The sequence below is a fragment of the Flavobacterium erigeronis genome, assembly GCF_054075165.1.
In genome coordinates, this window is sequence record NZ_JBSKGP010000003.1 from 336845 (window position 1) to 354591 (window position 17747).

General features: G+C 33.5%; 12 protein-coding genes. 2 read left to right on the forward strand and 10 right to left on the reverse strand.

The genetic code is table 11. From position 1 onward, the window contains the following. Window positions 1-10 precede the first annotated feature (10 nt). Together ACWA1F_RS08075 and ACWA1F_RS08080 are read right to left on the reverse strand one after the other, a co-directional pair. The gene (locus ACWA1F_RS08075) at window positions 11-880 is read right to left on the reverse strand and encodes an alpha/beta fold hydrolase (protein WP_456893109.1); all 870 of its coding nucleotides are present in this window, start codon (window positions 878-880) and stop codon (window positions 11-13) included. Between the two features lie 43 nt (window positions 881-923). Continuing rightward, window positions 924-1334: a DUF1348 family protein gene (locus ACWA1F_RS08080; RefSeq protein ID WP_456893111.1), complete on the reverse strand. Its 411-nt coding sequence runs from the start codon at window positions 1332-1334 to the stop codon at window positions 924-926. A 470-nt stretch (window positions 1335-1804) separates the two neighbouring features. Between ACWA1F_RS08080 and ACWA1F_RS08085 the strand changes: the two genes are divergently transcribed. Together ACWA1F_RS08085 and ACWA1F_RS08090 are read left to right on the forward strand one after the other, a co-directional pair. Continuing rightward, a complete protein-coding gene (locus tag ACWA1F_RS08085) occupies window positions 1805-2743 on the forward strand; it encodes an AraC family transcriptional regulator (protein WP_456893113.1) in 939 nt (312 codons plus the stop codon). A 127-nt stretch (window positions 2744-2870) separates the two neighbouring features. Continuing rightward, complete coding sequence (locus ACWA1F_RS08090; protein WP_306155514.1) at window positions 2871-3812, forward strand: helix-turn-helix domain-containing protein; 942 nt, start codon at window positions 2871-2873, stop codon at window positions 3810-3812. An 85-nt stretch (window positions 3813-3897) separates the two neighbouring features. On the opposite strand, the gene ACWA1F_RS08095 is transcribed toward ACWA1F_RS08090, so the two are convergent. From ACWA1F_RS08095 to ACWA1F_RS08130, 8 genes are all read right to left on the reverse strand, one after another. Next, window positions 3898-4875 carry an AraC family transcriptional regulator gene (locus ACWA1F_RS08095; protein WP_456893116.1) on the reverse strand — a complete coding sequence of 326 codons (978 nt, stop codon included), beginning with the start codon at window positions 4873-4875 and terminating at the stop codon, window positions 3898-3900. A 258-nt stretch (window positions 4876-5133) separates the two neighbouring features. Then, complete coding sequence (locus ACWA1F_RS08100) at window positions 5134-5517, reverse strand: response regulator (RefSeq protein ID WP_456893118.1); 384 nt, start codon at window positions 5515-5517, stop codon at window positions 5134-5136. Between the two features lie 208 nt (window positions 5518-5725). Further along, window positions 5726-6160 carry a hypothetical protein gene (locus ACWA1F_RS08105; protein WP_456893120.1) on the reverse strand — a complete coding sequence of 145 codons (435 nt, stop codon included), beginning with the start codon at window positions 6158-6160 and terminating at the stop codon, window positions 5726-5728. 66 nt (window positions 6161-6226) lie between these two features. Next, the gene (locus tag ACWA1F_RS08110) at window positions 6227-6778 is read right to left on the reverse strand and encodes an REP-associated tyrosine transposase (RefSeq protein WP_456893122.1); all 552 of its coding nucleotides are present in this window, start codon (window positions 6776-6778) and stop codon (window positions 6227-6229) included. A gap of 341 nt (window positions 6779-7119) precedes the next feature. Next, entirely contained in the window at window positions 7120-8544 is a 1425-nt protein-coding gene (locus ACWA1F_RS08115) for an amino acid permease (protein ID WP_456893124.1), read from the reverse strand. Window positions 8545-8749: 205 nt separating this feature from the next. Then, on the reverse strand, window positions 8750-9391 hold the full coding sequence (locus ACWA1F_RS08120) for a porin family protein (RefSeq protein ID WP_456893126.1): 642 nt from the start codon (window positions 9389-9391) through the stop codon (window positions 8750-8752). A gap of 57 nt (window positions 9392-9448) precedes the next feature. Next, window positions 9449-15595 (reverse strand): M4 family metallopeptidase, encoded by a 6147-nt coding sequence (locus ACWA1F_RS08125; RefSeq protein ID WP_456893128.1) that lies wholly within the window; start codon window positions 15593-15595, stop codon window positions 9449-9451. A gap of 395 nt (window positions 15596-15990) precedes the next feature. Continuing rightward, complete coding sequence (locus ACWA1F_RS08130) at window positions 15991-17619, reverse strand: tetratricopeptide repeat protein (RefSeq protein ID WP_456893130.1); 1629 nt, start codon at window positions 17617-17619, stop codon at window positions 15991-15993. Window positions 17620-17747 lie beyond the last annotated feature (128 nt).

Below are 17747 nucleotides of genomic sequence, written 5' to 3' on the forward strand. Positions count from 1 at the left end.
TTCTAAATGCTTAATTTTTTGTTGTTTTTCTTTTAAGAAAATCTTTTATAAGAGCAGAAATTTCATTTCCAAAACTTTCTAGTGCAAAATGTCCTGTTGGGAATAAATGAAATTCAAGATTCTTCACGTCTTTTTTAAACGCTTCAGCACCTACACCTGGGAAAATATAATCATCTTTTCCGTAAACGATCAGCATTTCAGGATTGCATGTTCTAAAATATTCCTGCCATTCCGGATACAAGGGTACATTGGTTCTGTAATCATAAAAAAGTGCCAATTGAATGTCACCATTTTCTGGACGTTCTAAGTGTCTTAAATCAATTTCCCAGTTGTCTGGCGAAACTACCGATGCATCTGGAACGTTATGTGTATATTGCCATTTTAGTCCATCTGGAGCATGAAAAGTACTTAGTGTCGCCGCCGCTTCTTTGTCATTTCTGTCTTTCCAAAGCGCTCTAAACGGATCCCAGAAAGTTTCAAGGCCTTCCTCATAAGCACAACCGTTTTGTACAATCAACGTTTCAATGCTGTCCGGATTTCTGCTTGCAATTCTAAAACCAACTGGTGCGCCATAATCCATTAAATAAAGACTGAATTTTTTGATCTCCAATTCATCTAACAATGTTTTTACAATAACGCTGAAATTTTCAAAAGTATAGTCAAAATCGGCCAATGGCGGCTGCTCACTTCTTCCATAACCAGGATAATCAGGAGCAATTAGATGAAAATCATCTGCAAGATCATTAATCAAATTGCGAAACATGTGTGATGAGGTTGGATAACCGTGCAATAATACTAATGTTGGCTTTTGTTTGTCTCCTGCTTCTCTGTAAAAAATCTCCACTCCGTTGATTTTTCTTGTGTGGTAACTCGTTTTCATAATTTTAATTTATAAGGGTTAATTAATTATTTACTATTAAAAATCAAATTAACGTTCTGTCGCTATCACTTATAGGCAAATCGTTAATACTGGCATATCTTTTTCTCATTAATCCATCTTCATCAAATTCCCAATTTTCATTTCCGTAAGCTCTAAACCATTGTCCATCTGCATTTCGATATTCATACACAAACCTCACAGCAATGCGATTATCAGAATGTGCCCAATATTCCTTTTTCAGCTTATAGTCCAGTTCTCTCTTCCATTTATTAGACAGAAAATCAATAATTTCTTCGCGGCCGTTTATAAATAAATGACGATTTCTCCATTCGCTGTTTATGGTATAGGCCTGAGCAACCCTTTCAGGATCTCTGCTATTCCATGCGTCTTCGGCTAACTGTATTTTTTCTAGAGCTGTCTCCAGTGTAAATGGTGGTATTGGAAATTTTTTCATGTCTAAGTTATTTGTTGGTTATTTGATATCGACGAAAGCAGTGTTTTATAGATAAATTATTGAGACTTATAAATACTGAAGCAACTCAATCCTTTATTATCTGAAGCAAAATTATAGCTGTAGAAAGATTTACTAACTGTGAAAAAATCACTAAAAATTATAATAATCCAAGATTTGTGTTCTTTTTACAATTTTTAAAGAAAAGATCATCTCCTTTAGAAGTAATTGACTCACTTTAAAAAGATTAAAAAAATAGCAGAATAGAAATTACCTGATTTTTGCTTTATTTAAGAAACAGACTACAAGGGCTTTTGTATGTCTATTAAAAAAGTATCCACCGAGGTCAAAATCTTTAAATTTTATAATTTTAAGTCCGAATTGATACCTGCCTATCTTTATTTTTTTACGCAACTTTGAAAAAAATAACAACGCAATTTTAGGCTTAAAAAATTGTATATAAGCACATTAGAATGATACCGCAATTAACCACTTTAAGTAAACTAAATGATTGTCTGGCATTTATGAAGCTGCCGGATAATTATCTCAACAATACAGATTTTGTTGTTTTGAAGTTACATGAAATGGGAATACATACTCCTTGCCAATCACCTACTTTTCGTCCAGATTTTTATAATCTAACCATTGTCGTAAGAGGATCTGGAACTTGCATAGTGGGGAATGAAACTTTTGAACTTCGCTCTAATCATATATTTATTTCTAAACCAGACTCCTTCTTATCCAGCAGCTGGACCAATATAACCAAGGTTTACAATATCTGTTTTAGCAAAGATTTTGTTTTAGAATATTTACCCGAAGGCATCGACGCAATACTAGAATCAGATAAGAGTAATGGTTATATTGAACCCCTAACAAAAGAAACTATGCTCTATTTTGAGGAAACATGTCTTGAAATCTATGCACTTTCAAATTCTGTTTTATCCTATAAACAAGAACTTATTTCTAATCTTACTCTTAATCTTTTGTTTTTAATACAATTGCAATCACAGGAAAGAAAAAAACAAGAAACCAGAACCAATAAATATCCCCCGATTGTAACCGCTTTTCGTCAGAACCTTGAAGAAAATTTTAATAGTCTCCTAAAAGGGAAAAATGCTTCTATAATGCGTACCAAAGAACATGCAAAGCTGCTAAATCTGAATGAAAATCATCTTTGTAAAGTAGTAAGCAATTCTACAAACAAAACTATCAATGATTGGATAAACGAGAAACTCATTGATGAAATAAACTATCTTCTCAAACATTCTGATAAATCGATCAAAGAAATTGCGGGATTATTTGCTTTTAATGATATTAATTCTTTTTACAGCTATTTTAAGTCTCACACTTTAATTGCTCCAAGTGCTGTTAGGAAAGAATTTTTAATAAATAATTCTAATCACAAAACATAGTTAAGACCAAATAAATCATTAAAAAAACTATTTAAAAAAATTCATGACAATTCTTCCCTTTTCTAACCAAACTGCCTCACAATCTTTAATCTTTACATAATTATTAAATATTAAAATTATTTAGAAAATGGAAAAAGACAAAAAACCAAAATTCACTGATTTTTACGAAACTGTAGAAATCATGGGAAATGACGGGTTATCAAATGGCCATTTGGGAGATGAAGAATTTTCTTTTGTAAACTCACGGTTACTGCACAGAGACCACACCTTTCCGTGGAGCACTCCTCTATTTTATACTACCTTTTTTTCAATAGGATTTCTTATAGAAGCTCACGGACAAATTATTGTCGACAAGCAGCAGTTTACAGTCAAACCGGGAATGTTTTTTGTAAACAAGCCTGGTGAATTACAGCAATTAACGTGGTATTCGGTTCAGGAATCTTATGGCTTATTGTTTACCGAGGAATTCATTTCTAAATATGCCGGAATATCGATTTATAAAACTTTTCCCTTTTTGTTATTTGAAAGACAAGTTCCTCTGCAAACTTCTGTAGAATTTAGACTTGAACTTAAAAAAATTCTCCTTCTTATTGTTCAGGAACTTGAAAGAGATTCTCCTTTACAGAAAAAAATATGCGCTAATCTACTGACCCGATTCTTATTAAAAATTAAGCAGGAGTATTGGGAAGGATATAAAATTCATACTTCGCCAGACCGTAATCCGGACATTCTGAAAGATTTTACACAAAATTTAGAATATCATTACGACCAATTATTAAAAGGCAAGGTAAACAGAACGCTTTATATAAAAGACTACGCAGAAATGCAGCAGCTTCATGAAAATTATCTTTCTAGTGTTCTAAAAGAAAAAACAGGAAAAACAGGCGGACAATTAATAGCTGAAAAAACACTTAGCACTGCTAAAATTTTAATGGAAGATTCTCGTTTTTCAATAAAAGAGATTTCCTATATGCTGGGATTTTCATACATGTCTTATTTTAGTATATTTTTTAAGAAGCACACAGGGCTTTCTCCTGTGGAATATCGAAAAAAAAATCTCAAGATTTAAGAAAAAGGAGCATTCAGTATTATTTAGTAATAGATTATCCAGCGCTTCGATTTAAAATAATCATCCAAATTCTTTTTATTCTATTTTACCAACTCGGACGAATATTTACAATATCACCTTTATAAATATGTGTCAATTCATTTTGCGATGCATTAAAATCATTTCTTACTGAAATGGCTGTTTTACTAGTATGTTTTTTAAAAAAGCTGTAGAATTGTTTTAGTTCACGAAAACCGTACAATTGAGCTATTTCGCTCATCGACTTATCTGTATTTTTAAGAAGATAGGTTATTTCATCAATCAATTTTGCATTTATCCATTGATTAATGGTTTTGCCTGAACTTTTGCTTATTATTTTAGACAAATTGTTTTCGGTAATGTTTAATAATTCTGCGTGTTCCCGAAGCCTCAATACTACATCTGTTTCACCAGATATAAGTCCGTTGAAATTCTGATCCAAATTTCTGCAGAAAGCAGTAAATATAACATCATGCTTTTCGTTCTGAATTGCCAATTCAACAGCATTTTGATGTTGTTGAATGAGCAAAAGAATATTGACAAGAAGGTTTGATATCATTTCGTATTTAAATGTAGTCATAGAAATTGCTTCTGCATAAATTTCCAGACAAATGTCTTCAAATCGTTTAATATCTTCTTGGTTAAATAAATAATTTAAGCCATTGCTGTTGTCCATTTCCAAAAATTCTTCCATTCCGAATGGCAGAATATCTGCTATAAATTCTCTGCTAAAACTAATATTATAAACAGTCTTCATTTCGGTCCAACCACTGGAGAAATAAATATCTGGACGCTTCATGAAAACATTACCAGGTCCTACTTCAAAAACTTCGTTGCCCGATACTAAAGTTCCTGCTCCATCGAGTACGATCATTAAGGTGTAAAAATCAGGCCTAAATGTGGGAGTTAAATAAGGCATTTCTAACCCCATTTCATGCACTTTTAAAATAGCAAAATCATCTGTTTCATTATAAGAATAAACAGGTAAGTTCATAAAAGCGAGCATGTCGCGCAATTTTTTTAGATTTGTAAGTTCTGGTTTCATTCTATTCTATTCGTTTCATCACTTATTTGACAAAAATAAAATTTGAATAAATGTACTAAAATAACAGAAAATTACAAATGAAATAAAATCCTTTTTCGGCTCTATAAATCAAGTCATTCGTTTGTAAAATAATGAGATTCACTTTAAATCTTAACAAACTCAATTTTTGTAAAAGTCTGATGAAATAATATGAAATCGAAAAGTTAGCTACAAAACAAACTTTTATTTTTGATGTCTGATATTTTCAGTAGAATTTGTTTATTTCACAAATCTACTGAACATCTCTTTAATTTCATCAAAATTATCTGGTTTCGAAATGTATTCAACAGAGATATCATTTTTTTTAAGCCATGCATACATGAATTCCTCAGGAGGAGTAGAAATTAAAACTACTTCTATCTGCTCAAATTTCTTTTCTGATTTCATCTGCTTTAGAAAATCGAGTCCGTTTATCATAGGCATGTTATAATCCAAAAAGATAAGATCAGGAAGCTGTTCTGCATTTCTTAATTCCGCAAGAGCGGTTTTAGGATTTGATACGGTACGATATACAGCATTTGTCTGCATAGAATTCAGAGCTTCTAAAAACAATTCGGTATCATCAATGTCGTCATCTACAAGAAGGATATTTTTGTAACGCATTTTATTCTTTTTATATTCTATAAAACTTATAATCAGCTTATTTACGTTTGTTTTTGTATAATGGTTTTTATTCTTATCCGAAAATTTTGTTAATCTTTTGGGTTTTGGTTGTTTGCGTAGTTTTTGTTAACGTATCGCTTGTGACCTATCCGTCTCGTCCTGAAAAAAGTTGTAATAATAATTACCGCTTTCTTTAAGAACTTCCTGATCAAAAATTTACTTTAAGAACCCTTTTAATAATTCTATCTAATTCTTCTTTTTCTTCTATATCTCCATTAACACTGTCCATTTCTCTTTTTAATTTAAACCAATGAGAATCAGTAGCTCTAGTTGTGTAATTCCATATCATTTCCATGTCGTTTACGTATTTAAACTTAATGTAGATATTCCCATTTTTCATAATATATTCTTGCCCCGATCGCTCTAAAACATATCTTATATTTTTATAATAATTTTGTGAGACTTCATTAGGACTTGCAATTCTATACAATTGATTATGAAATAAATTTGAAAAAAAAACAGGACCATTTATGACCTCCCTTGGAAGAACTGGCCGAAGTTTTACATATCTATTTTGCCAATAATAATAATGAGCTGAAAATAAAAAAATAAAGCTTGCTAAGATTATATATATCTTTTTCATTTCTTATCTCAATTTAAGATTTATCTCTCCGCGCTAGCGCGAGCGTCCCGCTCGTGCCCGCAACGATTATAAATTAATATCAATTTCTAAAACAGTTTGATCATTGTCACCATAATTCCTTGCAGAACTGTATTTCCAATCTATAGGATTAGTAACAAAACCTGTTTCCAAAGGATTATTATGAATGTAGTTTAATTTCTGTTCAAAAACTTTATAAGACCAAATTTCGATAGGCTGATTATTCTGCTGCCAAAATTGCCTGAATTTTACATTACTGTTTCTTTTACCAGCTCTCTCAAACATCCAAAGCATCCATTCTTTTCTACTTTCTTGCGGATTTTCTTCAATTGTTTTGAGCATTTTTCGAGAAGTAAATCCTTTAAAATCGCGTATGAGACCTGAAGGATCTCCATTTCCTGCTCTAAAAATTAAATGGATATGACTTGGCATGATACAATAGCCGTAAATTTCCATGGATTTATGATTACGGCAATAATCTAATGACTCAATTATATTTCCAAAATATTCTTCTCTAGTAAACACATCTATCCAATAAACAGTAGCAAAGCTTATAAAGTATGCTCCCGTTTTTTCTCCAAACTTATATTTCCTACTCATTAATATTTTTTTGAGTAAATATAAGAAATACTTTACATTAAGAATAAAACGTTTGTGCTGTCGTTGATTTACGTTGAGTGCACGAGCGAGGATATGTATCGCTTGTCATCTATTACGCTAACGCGAGCGTCCCGCTCGTGCACGCAATGCTTATGTTCACGAGCGGGACGCTCGCGTTAGCGAGGGAAATGCTTTACATTAAAAAAATAAAACGCTTGTGCTGTCGTTGATTTACGTTGCGTGTCACGAGCGAGACGCTCGCGCTAGCGAGGGTAACACAACTCGAAGAAAGAATGATGAAAAAAAATCCCATTTCTAACGAAATGGGATGTTAAAACTACTTATCTTTTATTTTTAAAAACCTTATAAAACACAAAAAGAATCACAAGCCAAATCGGAATTAACTCTACAGATATCTTCATATTCGTCATCCACATGATGCATAAAATACCCAATAAGAATATGAAACAGATGTAGTTGCTTACGGGATAAAATATAGAAGCAAACTTCGTTTTGGTGTTTTCTCTGTCTTTTGCACGTCTAAATTGCAGATGCGTATACGAAATCATAACCCAATTAATAACCAAACAAGACACTACTAAAGACATTAAAATACCAAAAGCTTCTTCTGGCATTATTTTATTAATTAAAATACAGATCGCGGCAAAACAAGATGAAATTAAAATAGCATTAACGGGTACCGAATGTTTGTTTAGTTTCTTTAAAAACTTAGGCGCACTTCCCTGATCTGCTAATCCAAATAACATGCGCGAGTTGCTGTAAACACTACTATTGTATACAGATAAAGCAGCGGTAAGTACAATTAGATTCAACACATTGGCGATAAGACTTGTAAAGAATATTTTGTTGCCAAAAAGCTCAAATTCCATTCCGTTTAAATTTTGAAAAACCATTACAAACGGACTGCTGTCTGTCGTAATTTGTTGCCAAGGTGACAATGCAAATAAGATAACCAATGCGCCAACATAAAATATCAGAATTCTATAAATAACCTGATTGGTTGCTTTTGGAATGTTTTTTTCTGGATTTTCTGCTTCAGCTGCGGTAATTCCGATTAGTTCTAAACCGCCAAAAGAAAACATAATTAAAGCCATTGCAGACAATAAACCTTGGAAGCTTCCATTTGCTGCTTTTTCGAAGAAGCCTTTCGGAAAGAAACCTCCATCATTATATAAATTATGAATCGAAGCATGCTCCCCTCCTGTTCCGCTTACCAGCAGATAAGTTCCAAAAAGAATCATAGCAATAATAGCAACCACTTTTATGATGGAAAACCAAAATTCTGTTTCTCCGTACACCTTTACCGACGCAAAATTCAACGCATTAATAACCAGAAAGAAAAATAAACTCGATGCCCAAAGCGGAATTTCAGGCCACCAAAACTGGACATAAACGCCAATCGCTGTAAGTTCGGCCATACTGACTAAAATATACAGAATCCAATAATTCCAACCCGATGCAAAACCCGCAAAAGAACCGCAATACTTATAGGCAAAATAGCTAAAACTTCCTGAAACAGGTTCTTCAACCACCATTTCGCCAAGCTGTCTCATAATAAAAAAAGCAATAATTCCGGCAATGGCATAGCCTAAGATAACAGATGGCCCCGCTAATACGGCTGCTGGACCAATGCCGAGGAAAAGGCCTGTTCCTATAGATCCGCCTAAGGCAATTAACTGAATGTGACGGTTCGTTAGTCCGCGTTTAAGCTGATTCTCTTCTGCAGCATCATGATTATTTTTCACAGATTAGATTTTTAGGATTTAAATGTATTTGGAAATGTATAATCAGCGAAGATAAGTTAAAAAAGGAATCTCGCAAAGCATCATTTTGTCGGATCTATCAGAATTGAATATAAAAATTGAAGTTTCAGCGTTAATCTGCACTTTTAGAAAAAATAAAACCACTCCGAAGAGTGGTTTTACCAATAGAAAGAATCATACTAATTACTCAATTCAAAAAATAACCTATCGTTATTTGAAAAACTCTATTTTTCATATCGCTATTGATAAAATAACTAACATCACTTTCTTTAAAAACATTTGAATATGACAGATTATATCTTGCATCTGCATAAAATTTATCTCTAAATTGGTATCCCAAACCGAAGTTAACCGAAGTATCTATTCCGCTTGAGTATTCCTTCAGGTTCATACTCTCTTTATTATCGTATCCTAAGAAATTATCTTGGTATTCATTATTTGATTTTAAAAGAATGCCAATTTGAGGTCCCGCCTGTACGCTTAAACCTTTTGTAACATAATATTTCAACATTACAGGAATGTTTAAATAGCTTAGTTTAATCGTACTTTTAAAATTAGAATTGCTTACTTCTGCATCAGAATAAGAAAATTTAGATCCCTGCTGGCTGTATAATAATTCCGGCTGTACGGAGAATTTCTTTGCAAGTGGAATTTCAACCATTAAACCTGCGGTAAATCCTGTTTTGTCTGATGAATTTAATTCGCTTTCATCAACGCTAAGGTTTGCCATATTTAAACCCGCTTTTATTCCTAGTTTCACTTTTTGATCCTGAGCTATAGCTGCCCCGCTTAGGAATAATGCGCATAAAACTAACATTGTTTTTTTCATAGCCTTTTTGTTTTAAGAATGGTAACTCCCAAAAAAGAGAGTTACCTAATCTGTCTCTTACTTTTTAATAATTTTAGCAGAATATTTTTTGCCTGATGTAGTGCAATCTAAGATATACACACCTGGCGTTAATCCGCTTACACTTATGCTTGACGGCATGGCGGCGTAGATTTTATCTGAAACTGTGCTTCCATTCATGGCATAAACTTTAATCTGTACTTCTCCTTCTACTTTTTCTGTTAAAAAGATATTTACATTGTCAACTGCAGGATTTGGAAATACTCTAAAAGGATTTGTTATTTTTCCTAAAAGCATTCCTTTAGAATCAAATACGGTCGACATGCTATTACAGCCATTAGCATTCGTAATCTGTAAGCTGTATTCTCCTTCCCAAATAGTAACAACTGATTTTTCTGTAGCATTTGGAATGGCTTGACCATTTAAAAACCATTGGTAAGAAACTGCATCAGCCGAAGCTGTTAGTTTTTTGTCGCTAAGCACTTTAATTTCAGGAACTACATTATTTTCAAGAATCGAAATAGTGGTAGATAAGATTCTGCCCAATCCATTTTCGTTATAAACCGTCACATAATAATCGCCACTTTCTTTTGTCGTGAAAGTTGGTTCTGTCGATCCGTCAAACCATTCATACGATTTATAATTTCCTGGGTTTAAAACTACTTCTGGCCCACAAACAGCACCGCTTACTAATTCAGATTCGAAAGTATCAAACACAACTTTTACGGTTTCAGTAATAATACAGCCATTTTTAAGCGTTGCTGTTACAGTATAATCTCCTGCTTTGTTTACATCAATATCATAAGAAGATTCACCCGTATTCCATTTGTATGAAGTAACATCCAATTCTTTGTCTAAGAAATTAGTTTCAGCATTTAGGTATGCTGCAGTTCCTGCATAGGCATGAATTTCAGGTTTGTCAAATATTTTGAAATCTGATGATACATTTTGATACACATAATTTTTAACGATGTTGTTTTGTGCTATCAAATCTCCTTCAAGTTTTGCATTTACAGTAAACACATGAGAATCTCCAGAATCATCCAATTTAGGCTGTTTGATAAAAGTATATTCTATGCTTCCGCCAACAGGAATTCCCGATGCAATGGCTTCTGAAATTTTTTCTGATGTATTGTAATATTCTAAATCTAACTGAATCGAATTTTCTTTAATTGCAGTTTGCCCTTCGTTGGTAAGCTTAACTTTTACTTCGCTATTGCCGCAGATATCTTTTGGTGACAAAATTTGAGTCGATATATCTAAAACCGCTTCCGTTCTAATGCTTAAATCATCTAACACCAAATAAGAATATCCATCCGATTTAGCGTGTCTGAAACGGAACATCACAGACTGACCTGCATATTTGGTTATATTTAATGCTGCTTTTTGCCATTCTGTATCAACATAAGTGCCTTGACTGGTAGCTCTCCATATTTCTTTCCACTCACCGCCAACTTCTTTAATATCTACCAATAAAGCATCATTAACATTACTCTGCAATGCGTAATAGAACTCTAATATTGTAGTATTTCCTGTTACTTTATAAAGCGGAGAAATTAATTCGCCATAATAAGAATTGCCTTCTAACTGACTGTATAATAGTTTTCCTCCTGTATCTCCAGTACGATCATTCTTCGGAAGAGTCAAATTGATATTGTCAGTCGTCGGAACTGCTCTCCAAGGATAATTTTCGTCACTTTGATTCGATACAAATCCTTTTGATCCAAATAGTGAACCTTGTGTTAGATTCGAGAAATTCTCACTACTCAATTCTGGTGCTTTTGCAATAACCTCAAAAGCAGCAGTCAAACTTTTTGCGTTAGCATTTGTTTGCCCGTCAGCGCTTGCCTGCACTTTAATCTCATAACTGCCCGCTTCTAATTTAGGAAGTCCGGCTATTTTATAAGCAAGAGTTTCGCCCATTCTGATGGCAGCTATTTTTTCAGATGAAACTGGTTCACCAACAGCATTTCCATTTTGAAGGATTTGATATTTAATAGTGATTTTATCAAGTTCTTTATAACCGTCATTTCTAGCATTGATAAAAAATTCATGAGTCGGTGCATCTTGATATACGCTTTCTGCCACGACAAGATTCGATAACTTTAAATACTCTTTGGTTGGTGTAATTTCGATATTATCAACAGCAAAACCATTAGCAAATAAGCCATTGTCTTTTTGCACAAATGCAACTGTTACACACGATTTTCCGGCATAAGCACTTAAGTCAACATTATATCCAAACCATGCACCATAATAAGGCATGTGAAATACTTCCTGCCATGTTACTCCACCATCAGTACTTACTTGCACGTAACCGTCTGAAAGATGCTGGCCATCTCCAAAACCATCAAATGATAAGTGTGCTTCTTTGTAATTAGTCAAATCAAATACGGGAGAAACAAGCATGTCATTTGCAGCATCGCAATTGCATTTATCGTCATTACTTGCCATAAATTTGGTATGCTCTTCTAAGAACCATCCCGGAGAACCTAAATCTGGGCGTGTTCCGTGTTTCCATCCTGCTGATCCTTTGTTTTCAGAAGTTCTCCAGCCTTTGTATTTAGTAGCATCTTCAAAATCCATTTTGTATGGAAGGACAGTTACTTTTTGATCTTCATTATTCCAATTATCGTAGGTAAAAACATAAGAGTTGTTGGCTGGTTTTAGATCTGTAGCCATATCTTCTGGGAAAACAGAAACCGAAATAGTGTGCTCTCCAATATTTTGTAAATTAATATTAGGAATAGCGTAATTGATAGTATCTTTAAACTTAGTAAAGTTTAATGTTGTTTTTTCTGTTTTTGAAAAAACTTCATTCTTTGCCGCATCAAGAATTTTTGTTGTAACATTTACTATCTGATTTTCAGTAGCAAAGTTATTCGTTATCGTAGCGTTTACGGTAGCATTATTGTTATTAATAGTACATTTTCCAGCGTCTAATTTTGCCGAAAGAATCTCTAAATCATAAGGTGCATTGCTTACCAAAATATTATCTACAAATCCGCCAATGAATCCATCATAATAATCGTCTGATTTTACATGGAAACGAATCGCTACTTTTTTTCCTGCAAGTTCGTTTAAACGAATTTGATAAGGATCTTTTCTCAAAACCGTATTTACTCCTGTAAACCAACCTCCGGTTTCTGTTTCATCGGCATGAATTGTTTCTGGGTAATTTACACTTTCAATTTTTTTCCAGTTTTGACCTTTATCTTCAGAATATTCTACAGTTAAACCGTCGTAACCTTTATGAAAAAGATAGTATAAATCGAACTCCACGTACGGAGACACCACATTTGTAAAATCAAAGATTGGAGATTCTAATACAAAATCAGAATTAAGCCCCATTTTTTCATTCGTTTTAAAATCTACCATTCCCCACATATATTGTGATTTAGTAGTTCTGAACGAAGCTGCAAAATTCTGGAAAATAAACTTTTGTGTTCCTCCTAATGCTTTAGTGTTCCATCCGCCTGGTGTTCTTTCAAAACCTTCAGCATATGGAAATTGAGCTACAATACCGCTATAAGAGGCATTTAGTATACTATTGTTTGTTGTAACTGGATCTTGGCTAAATGTCACATAACCTTCATATGTATGAAGACCTGCAGCAGACAAATCTACAGTTTCGTCAAAAGGAATTGTAATTTCTGATTTTCCTTTAAAAACCGTTTGTAAAGTAACATCTTTCCAGATTGTCGTACTTCCGGCTTTTGTGTTAGCGTATCCCACTTTTAGCTGCGTTCCAGCTGGAATATCCTGACAGCCTAAATTTAAAAGCGTAATTTCTAATTTGTGATTTGCTGTCAACATATCTCCTGAATAGTCAGGCATTTTTAGAGATGTTGCTTTAAGATCAAAATCTTTTTCAGCAAGCGGAACTACAATTTGCGAAACAAAAGAATAGCCATCTTGTTTGTCAAAATCAGTAACTGAATTAAGATCTATTTTTATCTCAACATAGTTGATAGGGCCTCCAACTTGATAAGGTATCTTGCTTTTAATTGCCAATGTTGTTTCTGCGCCAACAGCCAAATCTTTAGCAAAAAGAACCGTTCCTTCATCACTGTAAATAGTGCGCAGATTTCCAAGGGCATTAGCCAAAAGCCTCAATTTGAAGTTTAAAGTTTCATCTGCTTTGATTACGGTAGTACCTGTATTTTTTATGGTTACATAAAAAGGTTCGTCTCCTTTTAATTGCCCGCATGGTAAAGAAGCTTGCTCTACGCTAACCAGTGAAAATTGTTGATCTGAATACGCAGATCCTACACCAATAGCATACCAGGCGTTGGTTACTTGTTTATATTCTTCAGAACCTAAACCATATAAATCTTCTGTAGCCATTAAACTTGCTCTGCGCATGTCTTCAAAGTTTGAAGATGGCGACAAGTATTCTGTAAGCGTTACATAAGCAATTTTTTCTGCTTTGGCCAAACCGATTGGTTTAATGCTATAACTGTTGTTAAGGTCATTTACACCTTCTCCACCTTCTACTAAAAGATAAAACCAGTAATTGGTAATACCGCTATTAATGTGCACACCACCATTATCATAAGCTGTGTTTGATGGATTTGCCCAGTTTGTTCCTCCGTAAGTATCCGGCTGATTTTGCGCTTTCGGATCAGACATGCTTCTTAAACTTCCATGAGAATATAACTCATCTCCCAAAAGCCAAATATCATTTTTACTGTCTTTTCCGGCATAAAATTCAATAGAAACACCAAATATGTCACTAAAAGACTCGTTCATAGCGCCCGATTCACCTTGATAAATTAAATCTGCCGAAAACTGCGTTACAGCGTGCGTTAGCTCATGTCCAGTAATACCTAAACTTACATATGGAGTATTATCTCCATCTCCAAACTGCGCCCAACCGCCTGTCCACGAAGCGTTTTCTACATTTGTACCTAAATGCGCAATACCAAAAATGGTCATTCCTTTGTCATCAACACTATTTCGGTTGAATTTTTCTTCGTAATAATCAATTGTTTTCTGCAATCCCCAATGAATATCGATCGCTGCTTCATCGTGATCTTTGTTGTATAAATCATTCCAGTTGTTATCCTCATCAATGTATTCTGTCAGGACATCATCTGATGGAAAATCGGCATGATTCATATTTAAAGTATAAATTGGCACAGCAAATTTACCTTGATCTGTTTCCAATCTATAACCATCAGCATATTGCTTGGTTCCAAAAGTTACATTTCCGGCATATCTCGCTTTTGCTTTTCCTGTAGATGGCGAAACACCTGCCGTTTTTACTTTATCCGTATGCACATCACGGCTTAAGTCTATTTTTAAAATAACTTTTCCTGTGTTTGCGTCTACATAAATCGTCTGGCTTGATTGCGGATTTGTAGCAAAAATGTCATATTTCCAAGCTAAATGGTATTCCGTTAATTCAGAAGAAAAATTAGGACCTACATATACCAGTTCACCTTGCGGTTTTTTACTGATTTTTTCATGGACTAAAGAAGATAATTTTTTGCTCTGCCAAACATATTCCTTAGCATTTACCGTATTTAAAGCATTTTGTAATGCGGCCGACGCATTTACTTTATAGCTGCTGTTTGCTGGCAGTTTTTTACTGATGTACCCAAAAGCATCAATTTTAGTTTTATTATCCCTTACTTTATAAATCGCTCCTTCTACGGGAACAGAATTATGCACTTGCTGATAAGTTGCTAAGTTTCTGCCGTGCTTAGCCGAAACCGATTTTAACTGCATTTTGTCTTTACTTGACAATTCAAAGTCTGTTTTTTTAACTTCAAATATATTTTGAATAGTCAAATTAGCAGATTTGGCAAAAGATTTCACTTTTGTAGTGTCTGCACTCTGATCATTTTTTGCAGTTGAAGCACTTTGACTTTTGTTGAAAAATTTCTCGCTAGTTTGCGCTCTTTTCATAACTGCTTTGCTTTCTTCCTCAGAAAGAGCAGTTCCTTGTACGCTTTTCTGAGTCAAAAGAGGATTGGCAGAAGCGTCTTCCTGATCCTTATTCTGATCTGTGTTTTTTTGAGAAACTTGATCCTTTTTTTGAGCTGTAAAAGGCGATTGTACCGCTGTCTGCACATTCGCTGATTTGTTTTTTGGTAAAGGTGACTGAGCCATTCCGACGGAACAGACTAAGAAACCTAATAAAAGAAACAAATACCTGGTTTTAGAGTAAATCTGGTTCATTTTTTTTAATTTAAAATTAGTATTAAAGGCTGCTTTAGTTAATAGTGTAAATGCTACAATGGTTAGCAGAAAACCACAAAAGCAAGCCCTAAAAATCAATTCGGCGGTTGATTTTTGGAACTTGCTTTCGTTATTTTTTGTAGAATTTTTAAGAGTGCGCTCTTCTTTGTTTTTGTTTCTTCTAAAAGCTCATCAAGACTTTTAGAATGTTCTTCTTTTTTCTTTGTATTCATCAAACGTATTTATTTCAATAGTTTGATAAAAGTAGACCGATGAGATAAGCTTCGGAAAAAAAGGACTAATGCAAAAACACTCAGTGCCAAAAATGTAGCACTTAAAAAACACTCATTTTAAAATAATCATAACGTTATCAAATAGTTAACTTTACAATTATTTTACATTAAATCACCTTTAAAACTATTGAGATAAGTGGACAGATTTACTTTTTCGTTGGTTAAATCGAATTTTTTTCGAAGTCTGGTTCGGGCATTTTCTATCGATTTAAACGATTGTCCCGTAATTTGAGAAATTTCTTTTGTAGTTAAATCCAAATAAAGAAGCGCACAAAGACGTCGCTCTTTTGGAGTAAGTGAAGGATAATCGACAGAGAGTTTATCAAAGAAAGATTTATGGACTTGTTCAAAACTGATTTCAAATTCTTTCCAGATATCGGTATTAAGATCTTTTTCCAGACGTTTTAAAACGATATCAATTGCTTGCTGCAATTCTTTATTAACCGTTTTAAGTTTAATCATTTTAAGATCGGTCAAGATTTCGTTGATATTATCGGTACGATGAATTTCTGACATTGCTTTTCCGACCAAAACCATATTTTTGGCTTCTAAACTTTGTTTCAATTCTTGCTGTTTAGCTTTTAGTTTTTCTTTTTCTAGTTGGTTTTTAATGTTCTTATTTCGATATCGAATCAGTAAAATAATTAGAATAAGAATGCCAACAACCAATATTAAACCAACCACATAGTATTTAAATCTTGTTTTTTCTTCTTCTAATGTTCGTATTTGACCTCGAACTTTGTAATCCTGCTCCAGCCTGATTCTTTCTAGATTTACAGCTTTTTGTTCGATATTAATGCTGTCGCTTATTTTGTTGTATTGTTCAAAATAATAAACCGCATTTTTGTAATCTTGTTTCTTCAGATAGGCATCATAAAGCATCTTATTTAATCGCATGCCAGAAAAGCCGAAAGATTTGTTTTTATTTAATTCTAAAGCCTCTTTCGCATGTGTAATTGCCACGTCAAGATTATTCTGCTTCAGATTATAATCAACAAAGGTTTCGTGTGCAAATGATTTTAATGAGTTGTCAGAAGTAGAATCAGCGGCAGCAAAAGCTTTTTCAAAATAAAGTTCTGCTTTTGCATTATCTTTCTTAAAAGAATAAGCCCTTGCCAGATTCGTATAAATGTAAACCGTCAACTTTTCATTGCGCAGTCCTTTGATTATCGAATATGCTTTTTGATAATAATGCAAAGAAGAATCAAGATTTTTTTCGAGATAAATTGTCCCGATATTATTTAAGATCTTTGCCATTTTAGTCGGATCTTTTTTTATTTTCTGATACTTATAGACTTGCAGAAAATATTTTAAAGCTTTTTCCTGATTGTTGCTCTTTGCATATAAAATAGCAAGATTATTCTCGACCCTTTTTACTTCTTCTGTATTATTTTTTTCTTTATAAATGTCATAAGCCTTTAGATAGTATTGCAAAGAAATATCCAAAGCATCTTTTGCATCATATAACTCACCAGAAGTTATGTACACCGCTGCTAGAGTTTCGTCTGGATTCGATGTTTTTTTTGCTTCAATTTCAGCCTGTTCTATGTATTTTACAGCTCGTTCCCAATCTGAATTTTGCAGTCGTACCCCAATCTTTTGGCACAATTCGACCTTCTTTTCATGATTATCAATAGTATTTAATTCATCTATTAATTCTTTTGTAGAAGACTGAGAATAAACAGATAAAGAAAATAAAAGAAAAAGCTGAAATAGTAATCGTGATGTCATTGCCAAAAGGTCTTAAAAGCTATGTCCAAAATTAGTTAAAAATAGCAGAGCTGAAACACCAAAAGCTCAAGCCTTTTTCTAATTATACCTGCAATGATCAAAAACATTGAAACTGCTCTTTCATTTAT